The organism is Vicinamibacterales bacterium, assembly GCA_035699745.1.
GTDB lineage: Bacteria > Acidobacteriota > Vicinamibacteria > Vicinamibacterales > 2-12-FULL-66-21 > JAICSD01.
Genome location: DASSPH010000073.1, coordinates 20,422 through 40,279 on the forward strand (window position 1 = coordinate 20,422; position 19,858 = coordinate 40,279).

The following is a 19,858-nucleotide window of genomic DNA, read 5'->3' on the forward strand; positions in this document are numbered from 1 at the left end:
CCGACCGTGGGCAATTTCTGAAATCCCTGTAAGCCGGTGATATACTGCCGATTGCCAACCTGCCCCACTCGAGAGGCTTTATGCGTCTCCGCCTCGCCTCTGCCCTTGCCTGTGTCCTTCTGGTCTGGCCGCTGACTGCCTTCGGAACGCCTCAGGTCGCGACGAGCCTCCAGAACCCCGAGCCCCTTCAGGATCCCGAGGCTGCCGCACCGGCGCACGTCGCCTACGTCGAGGGGGCGGTGGTGCTGGAGCGGGATGGCCGGCCGGAAACCGCGCCGCTGAACATGCCGCTTCTGACCGGCGACCGGCTCAAGACGCTGGAGGGCCGCGTCGAAGTGCTGTTTGCCGACGGCAGCGCGCTGCATCTGGACGCGCGCAGCACGATCGACCTCCAGTCTGACGAGCTCGTCCGTTTGATCGACGGGCGTCTGCGGCTGAACATCGCGGCCGACGGCGCGGCCCGATCGGCGCGGCTGCTCTATCGCGTCGATTCACCGGCGGGGTCGGTGCGCATCACGCAGGCCGGCGAATATCGTCTCGCCATTCTCCGCCGCGGCGAGGAAACGCAGCTGGAACTGGCGGTGCTGCGCGGCGGCGCCGAGATTTTCACGGACGAGGGATCGACGCCGCTAGGTGCCGGCGAGCGGGCGTATGCGAGCGCCGGTCTGGCGCCGTCGTACGCCTACGCCTACAACTCGGCGAACTGGGACGCGTTCGATCGCTGGTCCGAGGCGCGCCGCGACACCCGCGCCGGCGCGTCGGCGCAGTATCTTCCGTCCGAAGTCCGCGCCTATGCCTCCACGTTCGACGAGGAGGGGGACTGGCGTTACCAGCAGTCGTACGGCTACGTCTGGTATCCGCGCGTGGCGGTGAGCTGGCGTCCGTACTACTACGGCCGCTGGGCGCGGTATCCGCGGTTCGGCTGGACGTGGATTGGCGCCGACCGCTTCGCCTGGCCGACGCATCATTACGGCCGGTGGGGATTCTCCGCCGGGGCGTGGTTCTGGATTCCGGCGAGGCGCTGGGCGCCGGCCTACGTGTCGTGGGCGTACGCCCCGGGCTACGTGAGCTGGTGTCCGCTCGGCTTCGACAATCGTCCGGTGATCGCGATCAACATCTTCAACGTCGGTCCCGGCTACTACTCCTCCGGGCGGGCGTGGACCGCGGTCGGCTACAACTACTTCGGACGCGATTACGTGCACCGCCGCGCGGTGGATTGGGACCGGTTCGATCGCACCGGCCGGCCGTCGTTCCAGATCGCGCGATCCGCGCCGGCGTACCGCGACATCGCGGTGCCGCGCGCGTCGGGCGCGGCCACGGCTCAGGGCGCGCCGATTCGCTCGGCGGGGAACCGGGCCGTGCCGCGCTACATCAACCGCGGCGACGACATCGTGCGCTCGGAGACCGGCCGCCCGTCGGCGCCGCAGCGTCCAGACGCGAACTCGGCAGTGCCGCGCGGTTCGGCCGGGGCTCAGGGCATCCCGAGCCGAGAGGAACCCGGCCCGAGCCGTCTCGAGGGATCCGTCCCCAGCCGAGCCGAGCGCCGCGCCGCGCCGGCGGGACCGGCACGCCGAATCGAGACGCCCGCGGCACCCGAGCTGGCGCCTGACGTGCCGCGCTCGCGCGGCATGCGAGACGGCGTGAGGCCGTACACGCCACCGGCCTACGATCGCGGCGGCGTCCCGCGGAGTGACAATCCGGCGTACGTGCCGCCGTCGCGGACCTACGAACCGTACGCCGGCGGCCGGGCGGTGCCGCCCGCCGCACCGCCGCAGACGGCCGCCCCGTCCCGGGAGAGCGCGCCGCCCGCGGCGCCGGAGATGGCGCCGCGCGGTTACGCGCGTCCGCGCGGAGCGTTCGACTCGCCGCCGCCGCCACCTGCTGCCGCCAGTCCCGGTCCGCGTCAGCCTCCCGCGCCGCGCGCGATGCCGGCGCCCGAGCGCTCGGCGCCGTCGGGCGATCGCGCCGTGCCGCGCGGTTCCGGCGCGGCACGCCCCGGCCCGTCGGCTCCGCCGCCGGCGGCGGGGATGCCGAGCGGCGCGCGGTCGCGCGGGCGCGGCGGCGCGCAATAGCGGCCGGCACCCGGCACCCGGCAACCGGCTACCGGCTACCGGCAACCGGCAACCGGTTACCGGCAACTGGCAACTGGCAACCGGCTACCGGCTACCGGCAACTGGCAACTGGCAACTGGCAACTGGCAACTGCAACACACAGCGGCAGAAACGACCTGGATGGCTCAATACGTAGTTCGCCTCGCAAAGAACGCCGGCCTCGTCCTTCTCTTCGTCGTCGCGGCCTTCCTCGGCACGATCAGCGGGGTGCTGTTTGCGTTTGCCGGCGACCTGCCGGCGATCTCGGCGCTCGACGATTACGCGCCGAGCACGATTACCCGCGTCTATGCGTCGCGCGGCGAAATGGTCGGCGAGTTCTCCACCCAGCGGCGGGTGGTCGTGCCCTACGAAGCGATCTCGCCGAAGCTGCGGCAGGCGGTCATCGCCGCCGAGGACGCCGACTTCGAGCGCCATTTCGGGCTCAGCATCCAGCACATCTTCATCGCCGCGACCAAGGCGGTGGCCGGGTCGATCCGCGGCGCGATCACCGGCAAGTATTCGCGGCCGCGCGGCGCCAGCACGATCACGCAGCAGCTCGCGCGCGGGCTCTTCCCTGAAGCGGTCGGCTACGAGATCGGCGACGTCAGCCCCGAGCGCAAGATCAAGGAAGCGATCGTCGCGATGCAGATCGAGAAGCGCTACACCAAGCAGGAGATCTTCACCTTCTACGCCAACCAGATGTATCTCGGCGAGGGGGCGTACGGCGTCGAGGCGGCGGCGCGGACCTACTTCGGCAAGTCGGCGAAGGACGTCTCGCTCGACGAAGCCGCCATGCTCGCCGGCATCCTGCAGACGTGGCGCAACGCCCCGACCGTGAACATGGAGCGCGCCAAGCGGCGGCAGTCGTACGTGCTGCAGCAGATGGCCGACAAGGGGTTCATCACGCAGAAGGAGGCCGACGAGGCCAAGGCGCGGCCGATCGTGCTGGCCAATTCGACCTCGCAGCCGACCTCGATCGCGCCGTATTTCCTCGAAGAGGTCCGCAAGGAGCTGGAAGGGCGCTACGGCGCCAAGGCGCTCTACGAGAGCGGCCTCACGGTGACGACGGGGCTCGACATGCGGCTGCAGGAAGCGGCGAACCGGGCGCTCGACGCCGGGCTGCGGCGGGTCGATCGCATCCATGGGTTCCGCAAGGCGCGCCGCAACGTCCTCGACGAGCGTCACACCCTCGAGGGGTTCAAGCACCCGCGCTGGGATCGTCCGATCGCCGCCGGCGACGTCGTCCCGGCGGTGGTCACCAACGTCGATGCCGGATCGATCGACGTGCGCGCCGGACGGTATCGCGTGGCGATCGACAAGAAGGGCTTCGCCTGGACGCGCCGCTCCAACGCCACACAGCTGGTCAGGCGCGGCGACCTGGTCGACGCGAGGATCCTGACGATCGACGACGGGCAGGAGGCGGCGACGGGATCGCTGGAGCAGCCGCCGCTGGTCGAAGGGGCGGTGCTCGCCATCGACAACCGCACCGGCCAGATTCGCGCCATGGTCGGCGGCTACAGCTTCGAGCGCAGCAAGTTCAATCGCGCCACGCAGGCGTTCCGCCAGGTCGGGTCGGCGTTCAAGCCCTTCGTCTACACGGCGGCGATCGATCGCGGCTACACGCCGGCGACGCTGCTGCAGGACGCGCCGGTGACGTATCCCACCGGCCCGGGCCAGCCGCCGTACTCGCCGCAGAACTACGAGAAGGATTTCTGGGGGCCGGTCACCCTGCGCCGGGCGCTGGAGCACTCGCGCAACGTGCCCGCCATCCGGCTGATGGACGCGCTCGGCCCGAAGCAGGTCATCGCTTACGCCCGGCGTTTCGGTCTCTCCGCGCCGCTGCCGCCGTACCTGCCCATCGCGCTCGGCGCCGGCGACGAGACGCTGCTCGAAATGACCAGCGCGTATTCGGTGTTCCCGAACCAGGGCGTCCGCATGACGCCGTATTCGATCCTCAAGGTCACCGATCGCGAAGGCAATCTGCTCGAGGAGAACCGGCCGGAGCCGCAGGACGCGATCCGCGCCGACACCGCCTACGTGATGACCAGCATCATGCGCGGGGTGGTCGAGCACGGGACCGCGGTCAAGGCGGCCTCGCTGAACTGGCCGATCGCCGGCAAGACCGGCACGACCGACGACTTCAGCGACGCCTGGTTCATCGGCTTCGATCCCGACATCACGCTCGGCGTCTGGGTCGGCTACGACCAGAAGAAGCCGCTCGGCCGCGGGCAGTCGGGCGCGGAGGCGGCGCTGCCGATCTGGATCGAGATCTTCAAGACGTGGATCGGCGACCGCAAGGATCCGCCGCGATTCGAGCCGCCGGGCAACATCGTGTTCGTCGCCGTGGATCGCGCCACCGGCAACGCCGCCGAGCCGGGCACGCCGGGCGCCGCGACGGAAGCGTTCATCGCCGGCACGCAGCCGGGGTCGATACGGCAATAGCGGGAATTGGCGACCGGCGATTGCAGAGTGCCGATCGACGGTTGTCGATTGGATGATTGCAGATCGACGGATTGACGATTGGCGATTGCGATTGGCGATTGGATTGGCGATTGTTTACCGCGGACGCCGGAGAGTTCCCCGCAGTTGCTTCTCGTGGCGGTCGTGCTCAGCCTTCCTCTGCTCGGCAGTCTTGCGTGACTTCACGAGGATCGCGGTGAGCTCGTCGGCTTCCTGAATCAGTGGACCAGCCTGATCGAGCGTCACGCGGTTCGACTCGACGAGCAACTGCAGCCATCCCTTGGACTCGTCGGCCTCTTCCACCGCAACGCCAAGCTTTGCGATGAACTCCGCCTTGCTCCTCGCGCGGCAGGCCGCTCGATAGTTGCTGTCGGTCCCGCCGGACGAATCGACCAGCTGCGACACGATACGTTGCGTGCCCGCGTCTTTCGCGAGCGTGTCGCACAATTTGATCACACCGGCGGCGAACGTCTGAATTCTGGCCTGAAGTGCAATGGTCTTCGGATGCATCCGGCGCCCTGCTGCACGCGGGACGCCAAGAGCATTCAGGCCTGATTTCGCGAGCCTGTGTCGAATTCAATCACACAGTACGCAGCCGCTGCGAACTACCCCCCAATCTCCAATCGCCAATCCGTCGATCGCCAACCGCCAATCGCCAACCGTCGATCCGCAATCGCCAATCGCCAATCGCCAATCGCCAATCGCCGGTTACTCAGCGTCCTCCTCCGGCGTCGGGACCGCCAGCGCCCCCGAGGCCTTCTTCATCAGGTAAGCCTTGATGAACTGGTCGATGTCGCCGTCGAGCACGCGGCTGACGTCGCTGGTCTGCTCCCTGGTCCGCAGGTCCTTCACCATCTGATACGGCTGCAGGACGTAGTTGCGGATCTGCGAGCCGAACGCGATGTCGCGCTTCTCGCCGCCGAGCTGCGCCAGCCTCGCTTCCTGCTCCTTCTGCTTCAGATCGAACAGCCGCGCCTTGAGCACCTTCATCGCCTGCGCCCGGTTCTTGTGCTGCGAGCGCTCGTTCTGGCACGAGACGACGATCCCGGTGGGGATATGGGTGATGCGGATCGCGGAGTCGGTGACGTTGACGTGCTGGCCGCCGGCGCCGCTGGAGCGGAAGGTGTCGATGCGCAGGTCCTTCTCGTCGACCTCGACTTCCGAGTCGTCGGCCAGCTCGGGCCAGACGTAGAGCGAGGCGAACGAGGTGTGGCGCCGCGCCGCCTGGTCGAACGGCGAGATGCGCACGAGGCGGTGGACGCCGGCCTCGGCGAGCAGCATGCCGTAGGCGTAGTCGCCGATGATCGCCAGCGTCGCGCTCTTGATCCCCGCTTCGTCGCCGGGCTGCATGTCCATCACCTCGCGTTTGAAGCCGCGGCGCTCCGACCAGCGGACGTACATGCGCAGCAGCATCTCGGCCCAGTCCTGCGACTCGGTGCCGCCGGCGCCGGGATGGATGGTGATGATGGCGTTGCGGCGATCGTGCTCGCCGCCGAGCATCTTCTTGGTCTCGCCCGCCTCCACCTCGCCGAGCAGCTCGTCGAGGCCGCGCGCCAGGTCTTCGGTCACCGGCTCGCCGGCCTGGGACCACTCGACCAGCACCGCGAGGTCGTCGACGCGGCGGCGGAGCGACTCGCTCAGATTGCGATCCTCCTCGAGGCGGCGGCGGCGCTGCAGCAGTTTCTGTGCGGAGGCCTGATCCTTCCAGAAGTCCGGGTCGGCGACCCGCATCTCTATGCGGGCGAGCTCGTCGGCGGGACGGGAGGCGTCAAAGATAGCTCCGCAGGTCGGACGCGCGTTGGGCGAGGTCCTGATACCGGCGGAGCTGCTCGTCGAGGTGGATGGTCGACATAGTGTTCGAGGGTCGAGGCTCGAGGTTCGAGGGTCGAGGCTCGAGGTTCGGGTCTATCTTAACTTGCGGCGCGTGGCGATGAGCGCGGCGAGCGTGATCGCCACGCTGACCCAGCCCGCCGCGTCGCCGATGTAGCTGTAGATCGTGCGCTCGGTGATGAACCGGAGGTCTTCGGCCATCACCGCGGTCTGGAACATGTTCGACTGCTGCAGCACGCGGCCGTAGGGATCGACGAAGCCGCTGATCCCCGTGTTCGCGGCGCGCGCCAGGTAGCGTCCCTGCTCGATCGAGCGCAGCGACGCCTGCTGCCAGTGCTGGTAGGCGGCCGAGGACCAGCCGTACCACGCGTCGTTGGTGATGGTGGTGAGCAGCTCGCTGCCGTGCGTGACGAATGCGCGCATCAGGCTCGAGTAGATCACCTCGTAGCAGATCGCGGTGCTCGCCCTCCCGCCGCGCACCGGCAGCATCACCGCCTCCGACCCTGGCGTGAAGTCCGAGACCGCCTCGACCAGCGGTCCCACGAAGTACAGCAGGCGGCTGAACGGCACGTACTCGCCGAAGGGGACGAGATGGATCTTGCGGTAGACCGCCGCGGTCTCCCCCGTCGGCTGAATCAGATAGGCGGCGTTGTACCACCGCTCCGCCGGCGGCTTCCCTGCCTCGATCGGCTGCACCGGTTCGATCTGATCGCTGCCGATCAGCAGCGTGACCTTCCCTTGCCGCGCCAGCCGGCGGATCGCCTCGCCGCCGCCGAGGTCGCGCTCGTACGGCAGCGGCGTCGCCGACTCGGGCCACAGGATGAACTCCGCGTTGCGGCCGATCGCTTCGCGCGTCATGTCGATGTAGCGCTGCATGATCACGCCGCGCATCGCCGGGTCCCACTTCTGATCCTGCGGGATGTTCCCCTGCAGCACCGCCACCCGGACGGGGACGCCGGACGATCGCAGCGTCCCGCGGGCGATCCGGAACGTCCCCCACGCGGCCGTGCCGAGCAGCACCACGGCCACCACCGCCGCCACGCGCCAGCGGCGGCCCGAGCGCTCCAACGCAATGTAGGCCGCCGCCGCGCTCACCAGCGCGACCAGCGCCGACAGACCGTAGACGCCCACCACGCTGGCGGCCTGCGCGACGGGCAGCACGCTCGTCTGGGAGTAGCCGAGCAGCTCCCACGGGAAGCCGTCCAGCACGTAGGTCCGCCCCATTTCGCTCGCCACCCACACGGCGGGCGACAGGAGGAGCGCCTGCCTCCCCATCGTCCGCACCAGCCGCGCCTGGATCATGGCGAACAGCGCCGGGTAGAGCGACAGGTAGGCGATGAGCACGCCGGCGGCGAACGCGGCGGTCGCCGTGTTGAGTCCGCCGAACGTCGTCATCGTCTCGACGAGCCAGTAGAGCGTGCCGCAGAAGTAGACGACGCCGGTGGTGAGGCCGAGCGCGAAGGCGCGCCGCCGCGGCTGCGGCCGGTGGGCGATCGCGACCAGCAGCGGCGCGAGCGCGATCCAGGCGAACGCGGGATGGCCGAACTTCGGGAAGCTCAGCGCGAGCAGCGCGCCGGAGAGGAGCGCGAGGGCGAAATCCAACAGACTTTCAGCGGGCGCGGACGAACGGCTTGAATTGTTCGTCCCGCTCGAGGCGGCGCGACGCCTGCTCGGCGTCGTTCTTGTCGGAGTAGCCGCCAACCTGCACGCGGTAGATGCGGGGGCCGCCGGCGGCCGGATCGAGCACGAACGCCGGGTAGCCCTTGCCGGTGAGCCGCCTGGCGATGGCCGCGGCCGCCGCTCGATCCTGCAGCGAGACGACCTGCACGATCCACGCGCCCGGCCGCGCCGTCATCTGCGGCGCCGCGGGCTCCGGCCTGGCCGGCGAGGGCGTGGGCTTCGGCGGCGGCGGTTCCTTCGCCGCGGGCGGCGGCGCGGCCGACGGGGTCTTCAGCTTTTCCGTCGGCGTGGAGTCGGCCTGGAGACGCTTGGCGTAGCTCAGCTCGTCCTCCCGCTCCGACGCGGGGGCCGGCGGCTCGGCGGACGGCGGACCGCTCGACGCGACCGGCTGCGACGGCGTCGCGGCAGGCGGCGGCGCGGCGGTGGCCATGGTGTCGGGGTTGTCGGACGGCACGCCGCGATCGTTCGGCACGCCCCGCCCGACCCACACGCCGCAGAGAAAGGTCACGACCAGCACGGTCGTCGCGGCCATGAAGAGAAAGACGAGCTGCTTGCCCGAGAGCTGGATCTCGTGGAAGCCGTCGTCGGCGTCGTGCTGGATCGGTTCGCTCACGCTACGGCCTGGTCTTCAACAGGTTCATCAGCTCGATCGGCAGCGGGAAGATGATGGTCGAGTTCTTCTCGGCGGCGATCTCGGTCAGCGTCTGCAGGTAGCGCAGGGTGATCGTCATCGGCTCGATCGCCATCGCGGTCGCGGCCGCCGCGAGTTTCTCGGACGCTTCGAGCTCTCCGGCCGCGTGAATGATCTTAGCACGCTTCTCGCGCTCGGCTTCCGCCTGGCGGGCCATCGCACGCTGCATGTCGGGCGGCAGATCGACGTGCTTCACTTCGACCGACGAGACCTTGATCCCCCAGGGATCGGTGTGCTGATCGAGGATCTGCTGCAGCTGCGCGTTCAGCCGCTCGCGCTCCGAGAGCAGGTCGTCGAGCTCGACCTGCCCGAGGACGCTGCGCAGCGTCGTCTGGGCCAGCTGCGAGGTGGCGTAGTGATAGCTCTCGACCTCGACGATGGCCTTGCGCGGATCCATGACGCGGAAGTAGACGACGGCGTTGACCTTCACCGAGACGTTGTCGCGGGTGATGACGTCCTGCGACGGCACGTCCATGACGATCGTCCGCAGGCTCACCCGCGCCATCCTGTCGATCGGCGCGAAGACGAGAATCACCCCCGGCCCCTTCGGCAGCGGCAGCAGCTTGCCGAGCCGGAAGACGACGGCGCGCTCGTACTCGTTGATGATCTTGATCGAGCCGAGGACGTAGAAGACGAGGACCACCGCGATGATGAAGAACGGCGTACTCAGCACAGAACCCTCCTACTGACGTCTCACCGTCAGCACCAGGCCGTTGACCGCCGTCACCATGACGCGATCGCCGGCGCCAATCGCGTCCGGCGACGTCGCGGTCCAGATCTCGCCGTGCGTGGAGACACGGCCCGTGCCTCCCGGCTCGATCGGTGTCAGCGCCTGGGCGAACGTCTGCAGCATACCGCTTTCCCCGGTGACCGCGGGCTGCGCCTGCGCCTTGACCCCCAGGCGGACCAGGAACAGCAGGATCGCGGCGAGCGTCAGGGTGAGCGGCAGGATCAGGCGGAGCCCGATCTGCATCTCGGGCAGCGGCGAGTCGATCAGCATCAGCGATCCGAACAGCAGGCTGGCGATGCCGCCTGCGGCGAGCAGGCCGTGGCTGACGATCTTGACTTCGAGGATGAGCAGCGCGAAGCCGAGCAGGATCAGCAGCAGGCCGGCGTAGCTCACCGGCAGCACCTGCAGCGCGAAGAACGCGAGCAGCAGACAGATCCCGCCGACGACCCCGGGCGCCACCGCGCCGGGGCTCCACAGTTCGATCGTCAGCCCGAGCGTGCCGAGGGTCAGCAGCAGATACGCGATCTGTGGATGGGCGAGCGCCGACAGGATCTTCTGCGGCAGCGTCATCTCTGCCTGCTCGATCGACGCGTTCGCGAGCTTCAGCGTCACGGTGCTGCCGTCGAAGCGGCGAATGGTGCGGCCGTCCAGCTTCCGGATCAGGTCGGCGACGTCGGCGGCGATGACGTCCACCAGCGGCGGCGACGCCGTCGACGCTTCCTGCTCGGTGAAGGACCGGCTTTCGGTGACGCCCTGCTCCACCAGGGGAACGTTGCGTCCGCGCTGCGCCGCCAGCGTGCGGGCGTAGGCCGCGGTGTCCGAGGCCATCTTCTTCGCCATCACGTCGTCGATCTTCTCGCCGTTGCCGGCGACGGGATGCGCCGCGCCGATGTGCGTCCCCGGCGACATCGCGGCGACGTCGGCGGCGATGGTGATGAGAAAGCCGGCGGACGCGGCGCGGTTGCCGGAGGGCCCGACGAACACGGCAACCGGGGTCTTCGACGCGATCATCGCGTTGATGATGTCGCGGGTGGAGTCGAGCAGGCCGCCGGGCGTGCGGAGCGTGAAGACCGTCAGGGACGCGCCGGCGGCGTCGGCGCGCGCGATCACCGATCGCATGAATTCGGAGCTGACGGGGTGGATGATCCCGTCGACCGTGGCCGTGTAGACGACGGGGGCGCGGTCCCGCGCGGCGGAGAGCATCCCCGCCACCGCGATCAATCCGATTGTCGTGAGCAGCCGTGCGTGTCGCATAACCACCCCCACCTGGGCCCGACCCTGGCGGTCGGGCGTCCACGAATCAGCCGCCCCCTTCGATACGCCGCAGCATCGTTGCCGCCTCCAGGGACGTCGGATCCATCGCCAGCGCCTTCTGCGCGTGCGTCCGCGCCGAGGCGGTGTCCTTCAGCCGGAGATACGCGTCCGCCAGGGCGACGCGCGCGGTCGGCGTGTCCTTGCTCCAGATCGAAATCTTCAGAGCCGCCACCGCATCCTGCGGCCGTCCGCCGCGAAGGTCGATCCGCCCGAGGAGCAGGTGCGCCTCCGCCTCGTACGGCGACAGGAACACGGCGCGGCGCAGCTCGCCGGCGGCCTCGCGATCGCGTTCCTGCTCGTAGAGCCGGCGGCCGCGCTCGAGATGAAACCGCGCCAGCTCCTGTTGATCCCGCTGTGCGGTGGAGGTGATGGCGCGATCGATGACGCTGCCTCGGACCGGATCCATGTCCTGCCGCGCGCGTTCGAGGCCGCGGGGCAGGCGATCGCCGGCCGCCGCGGCATCGGCATGCCGCGTCGACAACTGCTGCGCCAGCTCACGCTCGCGCGCGGCCTCGACCGTGCTGCCCGACGAGTCGAGCGCGGCGGCGAGGACGACGTGCGCGTCGCCGTCGGCGGGGTTGCGGCGCAGCGCCTCGCGCAGCCAGTAGATCGCGCCCTGCGGATCGCGATCGAGCGCGTAGGCGTAGCCGAGATTGAACAGGATGTCCGGATCGTCGGGGTCGAGCTCCGCCGCCTTGGTCAGGAAGTAGGTCGGCCGGCCGGCCTCCGTCCCGCCGCGGCGGATCTGGATCACGCCGAGGTTGTTGAAGATGGCGGCGGACGGCTCCGCGTCGTTCAGCGCCTTCAGCGTCGTGAACGCGTCGTCGAACTGCTGCAATTCCGTCATCGACACCGCCGAAACGAACCGCGCGCGGCGGGACCAGCGCGCCTTTTCGTTCACGGCGCGCACGGCCGCGAGAGCGGCGGCGTGGTCTCCCTGCGCGGTGCGGACCTCCCAGAGCGCCAGACGCGCGCGATCGTACCCGGGCTCCAGCTTCAGGGCCGCTTCGAGGAACGCGGCCTGGCTGGCGGGCTGTTCGGCGAGCAGCCCCTTCACGAACTGTTCGAAGGCCTGCAGCGACGGCGCCGGACCGGCGCCCGCGTCCGAGCCGCCGGGCACGAGGCGGCGCGCCGCGCGCTGGACGACGGCGAAGAGGTCTGCGAGACGGCCGCGCTCGACGATCTCCCCGTCCGCGCGCCCGACGTCGATGCGGATCGAGCGTCCCCGGATGGTGAACGCATCCCCGTCGACCGACACTTCTCCGGCAATCACCTGCGAAGCGCCGACGATCTCGCCGACCTTGATCACGGTCGCGCGGCTCAACACCGCGCTGGCGGGCAGGTGCAGCTGTTCGTAGGCGCGCTCGCGGGACGTGCGGGTGATCGCGCCCAGGGCGCGCGCGTTGATGTCGTCGGCGATGAGGAGCGCGACCCCTTCGCCGAGCCAGTACGTCCGCCCGTCGCGCGGCGGGGCCTCGAACGGCACGACGAGGATCCGCGGCGCCGGCAGCGGCGGCACCGGCGAGGCCTGGTCCGCGGCCGGAGCCGCGGTCGCGAGCAGCGCCAGCAGCGGCAGCATCATGCGGCAACCGCGCGATCGTTGGCGCGCCCGTCGAGCGTCACGGATAACACGCAGGCGCGGCTGCCCCCGGCGGCGCGGCACTCGTTGACGCGGGCGTCGGCGGTCACGTCGAACAGCCGCAGCACGCCGCCGATGGCCGCCGCATAGAACCCGCACAGGGGCTCCATCGACGCCTCGCGCACCTCGCAGAACAACGACCCGCGCAGATCCACCGTCACCACGCCGCGCCTGATCCTGGTGATGGCGCGCGAGCTCGGGTAGGTGGCTCGGACCAGCGCGCGCGCGGTGCGCAGCGCCGCCCGCGCGCGAAGGGCGGCGGGAAGCGCGCGGACGATGCGGCGTTCGTAGGCCGGCACGTTCTCGAACGTCCACGCCGCGGCGTATTCACCGGCGCGCTGCGTGATCAGGCCGTAGGCGTGCCCCTCGGTGCGGAGAAAGCTGAGCACCGCGGTGAGCGGCGCCAGCCCGATCGTCCCCTCGCGCAGCCCGGCCACGTTCAGCCAGTTCTCGTAGAACTCGAGCCGCGTCGGCAGCAGATCCGCGATCGCCTGGTGCAGGCTGGCGACCAGCACACGACCGATCCTGGATTCAGTCATGGTAACTTCGCATGTGGCACTCGGCGTCTCGGCGGCCATCCTTGCCGGCGGCCGCGCGCGGCGGCTGGGCGGCGCCGACAAAGCGTCGCTGACCGTCGGACGCGCGCGCATCATCGATCGACAGCTTGCAGCGCTCTCGGCGGTGGCGGACGACATCCGGATCGTGTGCAACGATCCCCGGCGCTACGCCGATCTCGGGATCCGCGTGATCGCGGATGCCATCCCGGGCGCCGGCCCGCTGGGCGGGATCTACAGCGCGCTGCTGGACGCGGCGCACGAGCACGTGCTGATCGTCGCCTGCGATCTGCCGTTCGTGACCGCCGCGCTGCTCGAACGGCTGGCGGCGGAAAGTCTCGGCTGGCCGGAGACCGATGCCGTGGTGCCCCGCTCCGCGCGCGGACTGGAGCCGCTGTGCGCCGTCTACCGGAGGCGCTGCGCGGCGGCGGCCAGACGCCGCATCGAACAGGGAACGCTTCAGGCCGCTGGACTGCTGGAGGACGTGAGGGCGCGCATCCTGGAACCGGATGCGCTGGCGCCCTACGACGAAGGCGCGCTCTTCGAGAACGTCAACACGCCGCATGATCACCAACGCGCCAGGGGTTGGGTTGAACTGAATGAGAAACCGTCCAAAGATCGTATCACGGAATAATTTACTGTGATTCTGCCCGTCCACGACCTCGTTCGCCGCCGCATCGCCGACACGGTCGGCCGCCTCTACAACCTGTCTCCGGACGATCCCGCCGTCGCCGATCCGGCGCTCGAGACCCCGCCCAGGCGGGCGCTCGGCGACATCGCCGTCCCGGTCGCCTTCGCGCTGGCGCGCCGCCTGCGCAAGGCGCCGCGCGCCATCGCGCAGGAGCTCGCCGCGGCCCTCGGCGCGATCGACGGCATCAGCCGGGTCGAGGCCGCGCCGAACGGATATCTCAACCTGTTTCTCGATCGTCCCTACTGGCTCAGGCAGTGGCTCGGGCCGCGAACGTCGAGCGGCTCGCCGGGGGATCGCAGCAAGACGATCGTGGAACACACCGCGATCAACCCGAACAAGGCGGCGCACATCGGCCACCTGCGCAACGCCACGACCGGCGACGCGTTCGGCCGGCTGCTGCGGTTTCAGGGGCGCGAGGTCGAGATCCAGAACTACATCGACGACACCGGCGTCCAGGTTGCCGACGTCGTCGTCGGGTTCCGCGAGCTGGAGCGCAAGACGCTCGACGAGGTCCGCACGCTCGCCGGCACGACGCGCTTCGATTACTACTGCTGGGATCTCTACGCCAGGGTCACGGAGTGGTACGAGGGGGACAAGGAACGGCTGAAGATCCGCAGCGCCGCACTGCACGCCATCGAGCACGGCGGCAACGACACTGCGGCCATGGCGGCGTTCATCGCCGACCGCATCGTCCGCTGCCACCTGCAGACCATGCGGCGCCTGAACATCGGCTACGACCTCCTCACTTGGGAGGGGGACATCCTGCGGCTCCACTTCTGGTCGCACGCGTTCGAGTTCCTCAAGAAGACCGGCGAGGTCTACCTGCAGACCGACGGCAAGCTCGCCGGCTGCTGGGTGATGAAGATCGAAGACGAGCCCGACGCACCGGACACCGGAACGCGGGAAGCGGCCGGCGAGCCCGACGACAGCGAGCCCAGGGAAAAGGTGATCGTGAGGTCCGACGGCACCGTCACCTACGTCGGCAAGGACATGGCGTATCAGATGTGGAAGTTCGGCGTGCTCGGCAAGGACTTCCACTACCGCATCTTCGAGACCGACCCGGACGGGCGGGTGCTGTTCTCGACGACGTCGGATCCCGCCGCCGACGTCCAGGGGCACCCGCAGTTCGGGCGCGCCTCGATGGTGTGCAACGTCATCGACACGCGGCAGGCGTACCTGCAGAAACTGCTGAAACAGGCGCTCGCCGCGCTCGGGTTCGAGCAGCAGGCGCGGCAATCGGTGCACTACTCGTACGAGATGGTGGCCCTCACTCACAGCACGGCGCGCGAGCTCGGCTACGAGCCGAGCGAAGACGGCGGCAAGCCGTTCGTCGAGGTCTCGGGGCGTAAAGGGCTCGGCGTCAAGGCGGACGACCTGATCGATCGCCTCACCGCCAAGGCCGCGGCGGAAGTCGCCAAGCGCAATCCGGAGTTCAGTCCCGAAGACGTCCGCCGCACCGCCGAGACCATTGCCGTCGCCGCGGTTCGCTACTTCATGGTCAAGTTCTCGCGCGGCAAGGTCATCGCGTTCGACATCGACGAAGCGCTCAGCTTCGAAGGTGAGAGCGGCCCGTACCTGCAATACGCCGTCGTGCGTGCGAACAACATCTTCGGCAAGCTGAAAGAGCGCGAAGGGGTGGACGCCGCGGCCGTCAGGTCGGCCCTGCCCTCGCTGGCGCCCGACGCGCTGGTCAACGGCGAGGACGCGGATGAATTATGGGGCCTGGTGCTCGAAGCGGCACGCCTGGACGACGTGGTGGATCAGGCGGTGCGGACGCTGGAGCTCTCCGTGGTCGCCAAGTACGCGTTCGGGCTCGCCCAGCAGTTCAACGCGTTCTACCACGTCTATCCCGTACTCAAGGAAGACCGCGCCGACGTGCGGCTCTGGCGCGCCGCCGCGATCGCCTACTACCGGCAGCAGCTCACGCAGGCCCTCGATCTGATGGGGTGCCGCGTGCCGGAGCGGATGTGATGGCCGCCCGCATCGGCATCACACCGTGCAGCCGGCTGGACGACTACGTCGAGTCGGTGAAGCGCGCCGGCGGCGAGCCGATCGTCCTGCGCGACTCCGACGACCCGGCACGAGTCATCGGCAGTCTCGACGGCCTGCTGCTGACCGGCGGCCTCGACGTCGACCCCTCGCTCTACGCGGAAACGCCGCACGAGACGACGCAGGCGGCGCCGGAGCGGGATCGCTTCGAGGTCCCGCTGTCGAAGGCCGCGATGGCGGAGGATCTCCCGATCTTCGCCATCTGCCGCGGCGTCCAGGTGCTGAACGTCGCCGGCGGCGGATCGCTCGTCCAGGACATCCCGTCCGCGGTGGAGACGGATCTGAATCATGCGGTGGACGTGCCGAAGGATCATCACGCCCACCCCGTGAAGATTGCTCCCGGCTCCCGCCTCGCCGCAGCGCTCGGTCCCGAAGCCGACCTGGAGACGTGCCCCGTCAACAGCCGCCATCATCAGTCGGTGGCGCGCGTCGCACCGCAGTTCGTCGTCTCTGCCGTGTCTCCGGACGGCGTGGTCGAAGCGATCGAGCGGCCGGACCGGACGTTCTGCGTCGGCGTGCAGTGGCACCCCGAGAACTTCGTCGACAGCGGCGAGTTCTCCGGACTGTTCAAGGAGTTCGTCGCCGCGGCGTCGAAGCGGCGCCGCGCCGCTAGGCGCGGATGAACACGGCGAGGGTCTCGACGTGCGGCGTGTTCGGGAAGAGGTCGAACGCGCGCACGCCCTCCAGACGATAGCCCGCGTCGAGCATCTTGCGGGCATCGCGGGCCAGCGTCGCCGGATCGCACGAGACGTAGACGATCCGGGCCGGCCGCTGACGGAGCAGCCGATCGGCTGCCTCCTTCGACAGGCCGGTTCGCGGCGGATCGATCACGATCGTCACTTCACGGTGCGCGGCGCGCGCGCTCAGGTAGTCCTCGACGCGTTGAATGCGTGCCTTCAGACGCGGTGCGTGAGGACGTGCGTTCTCGCGCAGGTCCGCCCCGCCGGCACGATCCCCTTCCACCGCCGTGATCTCCGATCGCCCCGCCGCCGCCAGTGCGGCGGAGAACAGTCCTACGCCGGCATACAAGTCGAGCACCTCGCCGTCGTCCGGAACGGCGCCGACTACGGCCGTCACCAGGTCCCGCAGCAGAAAGCGGTTGCCCTGAAAGAACGACTCCGCGTGACGCTGGAGGACTGCACCGCTGGCGTCGTCTGCGACGAGCGCGGAGAGCGGATCCCGGACGATGGGATCGCCTGCGACGAGCGCTTCGCCGGCGGCGGTACGTGCGCTGATGCCGCGCAGGCCGGCGGCGGCGGCGTGCCGCTCCAGCGACGCCGTGGTCGGCCGCGCGCCCGGCGCGAGATCGAGATGAACCGCCCGCTCGGTGGCGGCGATGTTCTCCGTCACCGCGATGGAGGTCACCGCCCCGGCCGTGTCACGTTCCAGCGCCTCGGCGAGGGCCGTCACTGCCGAGACCGCGGCGTCGCCGAGTTGATGCGTCCCGCCGGCATCGCACAACTCGTGCGTGCCCTCGCGATAGAAGCCGGCGCGTCCGGCGCGGACGTGGAACCGCGCCCGCATGCGGTAGCCCTCTTCAGGGGAGCCGGCTACGGACACCGCGTTCTCGATCGGGTGACGCCCGAGCCGGGCAAACGCATCGCGAATCACGTCGGATTTGATCGCGAGCTGCCGGTCGTAGCGAATGTGAGAGTAGAGCGCGCCGCCGCAGAGCGGGTCGGGTCCGGAGGGCCGCCGATCGGGCGACGGCTCGACGACCTCGCGCGTCACCGCGAAGGCCATCTGCCTTTCCGCGCGTTCGATCCACGCGCGCACCCGCTCGCCGGGGATCGCGCCGCGCACGAGCACGACCTGGCCGAGATGCCGCGCGATCATCCGCCCGCCGGCCGCCGGCTTCTCGATGACGAGCGCGACCTCCTGCCCTTCGGCAAGGCTCATGGTCAGGGCTCGTGGGACAGCGCCGGCAGGCCGATCGAGTCCCGCAGCAGCCGATCGAACGCCGCGGAGGTCGCCCGCTCGCGCGCCTCCGGCGTCATGCGCGCCGCGAACGGCGCAATGTCGGCGGCGGCGCCAGTGGAGAGTTCGAGGCGGCGCGCGTCATCCAGCTCCTCGCGGGCCGACGCGAGAAGCTCGGTGTCGAGCGCGCGGAGGCGATCGAGGAGCGCATCGCGGGATGCGCCACGGGCCTGCGCGGCGGACGAACGTGCCGCGTCCAGCTCGCGCACCGCGGCTTCGATCCGCGCGCTGAACCCGGGAGAGACGCGCGCCCGCAGCGTGGTCAGCCGCGCGATGACCCGATCGAGGTGCGACGGCAGCGAATCACGCGCGCCCCGCTCGCCGGCGCTCCCGGCCGGCCCGCCGACGCCCACGGCGCGCCGCCAGTCGTCGAACAGCGACAGGATGTCCGCCTCGCAGAACTCGACGCGCACCGGACGGCGCCGCGGCCCTTTCGCGTAGTAACGCTCGCAGTACTGGTCGATGCCGCGGAACGCGACCGCGAGCGGCACGCCCTGCGCCGCCCACCCGGACACCTGCTCGAACACGGGTCCGACGATGCGAATCAGGTGTCCTTCGTTCTTGCGGCAGAGATAGCTCTCGATGGCGCGGCAGTACTCGTCGGGCTCGATCACGAATGGGTGCGCTCCCAGATCAACCGCAGCCCCTCCAGCGTGAGGTTCGCGTCCACGTACTGGATGGACGTACTCTCGCCGGAAATGACCTCCGCGAGGCCGCCGGTGGCGATGATGACCGCGCGGTCGCCGGCCTGCAGCTCGGTCCGCATCCGCCGCACGAGGCCGTCGACCATCTCGACGTAGCCGAAGAACAATCCCGACTGCATCGCCTCGACGGTGTTCTGGCCGATCACCGCCCGCGGCTTCCGCACCTCGACGCGCGGGAGCCGCGCGGCGCGCTGGAACAGCGCTTCCGCCGAGATGTTGATGCCGGGGCAGATGACCCCGCCGAGGTACTCGCCCGCGGCGGACACCGCGTCGAACGTGGTGCCGGTGCCGAAATCGACCACGATCAGCGGCGCCGACGCGGCGCGGCCGTACTTGTCCCATGCGGCCACCGCGTTGACGATCCGATCCGCACCGACGTCCCCCGCGGGAGTGTAGCGGACCGGCATGCCGGCGTTGGTCGCGTCGACCACCAGCGCGGTGCGATGGAAGTACCGCTCGCACATCTCTTCCATCGGCCGCGTCAGCGGCGGCACCACGGACGCGACCGCGATGGCGTGCACCGACGCGATCGGCACGTGGGCCTGCTCGAACAGCCGGGTGACGAAGATTCCGAGCTCGTCGGCGGTGCGCTCGCGCAGCGCGGCCAGGCGCCAGCTGTGCGCCAGCCGCTCGCCGTCGAACACGCCGATGGTCACGTTGGTGTTGCCGACGTCCAGCGCTACCAGCATCAGGCCCAGCGTACCTCACCCGCGATGATGCGCGCGAGGCCCTCGCCGGTGCGCGCCAGCAGCGCACCGTCGGCGTCGATCCCCGCCGTCACGCCGGTCAGCGGCCCGGACGGTCCGTCCCACGCAATCGGCGCCCCGTGCGCCGAGGGCGCCAGCGCGAGCCAGCGCGCCCGCAGCCTTTCAGGACCCGACGCGTCCAGCTCCGCCAGCGTCCCGTTCAGCGCCGCCAGGACGGCCGCAAGGATGGGGCCCGCGTCGACCGGCCGTCCGAGCTCCCCTTCGATCGATCCCGCGCGCCCCGACAGCTCCGGAGGAAACGCCGACGGCGAAAGGTTGATGCCGATGCCCAGCACGATGTGCTGGATTCCCTGCGGGCCCGACGACGCCTCGGCCAGCAGCCCGGCGATCTTGCGCCGCGCCTTGAACCCGGCGCCGTCGACCGCCACGATGTCGTTGGGCCACTTGATCTGCAGCGGAAGACCGGTGGCGCGACGGATGCCTTCCGCCACGGCGACCCCGGCGGCAAGCGTGATCCACGGCGCGGCGGCAGTCCGGCGGATCACGATCGAGCAGTACAACCCGCTGCCGGGGGGCGAGAACCAGGACCGTCCCAGCCGCCCGCGCCCCGCCGTCTGCGCGCCCGCCACGAACGTCGTCCCCTCGGGTGCCCCCCGCTCCGCCGCGGCAGCGGCGAGATCGTTGGTCGAGCCGACTTCCGGCGCGTAGACCATCCGCGCGCCGAAGACGCCCCGCTCCGCGG

The 19,858-nt window shown here is 70.0% G+C and carries 17 protein-coding genes; 5 read left to right on the top strand and 12 right to left on the bottom strand.

Annotation, left to right across the window (positions count from 1 at the left end; all coding sequences use genetic code 11):
* Window positions 1-80: 80 nt before the first annotated feature.
* Window positions 81-2,072: a DUF6600 domain-containing protein gene (locus VFK57_18270; protein ID HET7697667.1), complete on the top strand. Its 1,992-nt coding sequence runs from the start codon at window positions 81-83 to the stop codon at window positions 2,070-2,072.
* A gap of 159 nt (window positions 2,073-2,231) precedes the next feature.
* Entirely contained in the window at window positions 2,232-4,532 is a 2,301-nt protein-coding gene (locus VFK57_18275; protein ID HET7697668.1) for a PBP1A family penicillin-binding protein, read from the top strand.
* Between the two features lie 114 nt (window positions 4,533-4,646).
* On the opposite strand, the gene VFK57_18280 is transcribed toward VFK57_18275, so the two are convergent.
* From VFK57_18280 to VFK57_18315, 8 genes are all read right to left on the bottom strand, one after another.
* The gene (locus VFK57_18280; protein ID HET7697669.1) at window positions 4,647-5,060 is read right to left on the bottom strand and encodes a four helix bundle protein; all 414 of its coding nucleotides are present in this window, start codon (window positions 5,058-5,060) and stop codon (window positions 4,647-4,649) included.
* A gap of 198 nt (window positions 5,061-5,258) precedes the next feature.
* A protein-coding gene (gene prfB / locus VFK57_18285) for a peptide chain release factor 2 (protein HET7697670.1) occupies window positions 5,259-6,402 on the bottom strand; the annotation gives its coding sequence in 2 pieces (ribosomal slippage) (window positions 5,259-6,320 and window positions 6,322-6,402; 1,143 coding nt in all).
* 53 nt (window positions 6,403-6,455) lie between these two features.
* Entirely contained in the window at window positions 6,456-7,982 is a 1,527-nt protein-coding gene (gene lnt, locus VFK57_18290; protein ID HET7697671.1) for an apolipoprotein N-acyltransferase, read from the bottom strand.
* Between the two features lie 7 nt (window positions 7,983-7,989).
* A complete protein-coding gene (locus VFK57_18295; GenBank protein HET7697672.1) occupies window positions 7,990-8,673 on the bottom strand; it encodes an SPOR domain-containing protein in 684 nt (227 codons plus the stop codon).
* A gap of 1 nt (window position 8,674) precedes the next feature.
* Entirely contained in the window at window positions 8,675-9,424 is a 750-nt protein-coding gene (locus tag VFK57_18300) for a slipin family protein (protein ID HET7697673.1), read from the bottom strand.
* A 9-nt stretch (window positions 9,425-9,433) separates the two neighbouring features.
* The gene (locus VFK57_18305) at window positions 9,434-10,735 is read right to left on the bottom strand and encodes a nodulation protein NfeD (protein ID HET7697674.1); all 1,302 of its coding nucleotides are present in this window, start codon (window positions 10,733-10,735) and stop codon (window positions 9,434-9,436) included.
* A gap of 46 nt (window positions 10,736-10,781) precedes the next feature.
* On the bottom strand, window positions 10,782-12,374 hold the full coding sequence (locus VFK57_18310) for a tetratricopeptide repeat protein (protein ID HET7697675.1): 1,593 nt from the start codon (window positions 12,372-12,374) through the stop codon (window positions 10,782-10,784).
* Complete coding sequence (locus VFK57_18315; protein HET7697676.1) at window positions 12,374-12,973, bottom strand: hypothetical protein; 600 nt, start codon at window positions 12,971-12,973, stop codon at window positions 12,374-12,376. Before VFK57_18315 ends, VFK57_18310 begins: the two co-directional genes overlap by 1 nt.
* A 13-nt stretch (window positions 12,974-12,986) precedes the next feature.
* On the opposite strand from VFK57_18315, the gene VFK57_18320 reads away from it, so the two are divergent.
* From VFK57_18320 to VFK57_18330, 3 genes are read left to right on the top strand one after another with little or no spacing between them, the layout of a single operon-like run.
* A complete protein-coding gene (locus VFK57_18320; protein ID HET7697677.1) occupies window positions 12,987-13,622 on the top strand; it encodes a molybdenum cofactor guanylyltransferase in 636 nt (211 codons plus the stop codon).
* Between the two features lie 6 nt (window positions 13,623-13,628).
* A complete protein-coding gene (locus VFK57_18325) occupies window positions 13,629-15,650 on the top strand; it encodes an arginine--tRNA ligase (protein ID HET7697678.1) in 2,022 nt (673 codons plus the stop codon).
* The gene (locus VFK57_18330) at window positions 15,650-16,351 is read left to right on the top strand and encodes a gamma-glutamyl-gamma-aminobutyrate hydrolase family protein (GenBank protein ID HET7697679.1); all 702 of its coding nucleotides are present in this window, start codon (window positions 15,650-15,652) and stop codon (window positions 16,349-16,351) included. The genes VFK57_18325 and VFK57_18330 overlap by 1 nt, the downstream gene beginning before the upstream one ends.
* Here VFK57_18330 and VFK57_18335 read toward each other — a convergent pair.
* From VFK57_18335 to VFK57_18350, 4 genes are read right to left on the bottom strand one after another with little or no spacing between them, the layout of a single operon-like run.
* Entirely contained in the window at window positions 16,338-17,627 is a 1,290-nt protein-coding gene (locus VFK57_18335) for a TRAM domain-containing protein (protein HET7697680.1), read from the bottom strand. The two genes, VFK57_18330 and VFK57_18335, sit on opposite strands and share 14 nt — an antisense overlap.
* A gap of 2 nt (window positions 17,628-17,629) precedes the next feature.
* Window positions 17,630-18,319, bottom strand: a complete 690-nt coding sequence (locus tag VFK57_18340; GenBank protein ID HET7697681.1) for a hypothetical protein — start codon at window positions 18,317-18,319, stop codon at window positions 17,630-17,632.
* Window positions 18,316-19,098, bottom strand: a complete 783-nt coding sequence (locus tag VFK57_18345) for a type III pantothenate kinase (protein HET7697682.1) — start codon at window positions 19,096-19,098, stop codon at window positions 18,316-18,318. The genes VFK57_18340 and VFK57_18345 overlap by 4 nt, the downstream gene beginning before the upstream one ends.
* Window positions 19,098-19,829: a biotin--[acetyl-CoA-carboxylase] ligase gene (locus VFK57_18350; protein HET7697683.1), complete on the bottom strand. Its 732-nt coding sequence runs from the start codon at window positions 19,827-19,829 to the stop codon at window positions 19,098-19,100. Before VFK57_18350 ends, VFK57_18345 begins: the two co-directional genes overlap by 1 nt.
* Window positions 19,830-19,858 lie beyond the last annotated feature (29 nt).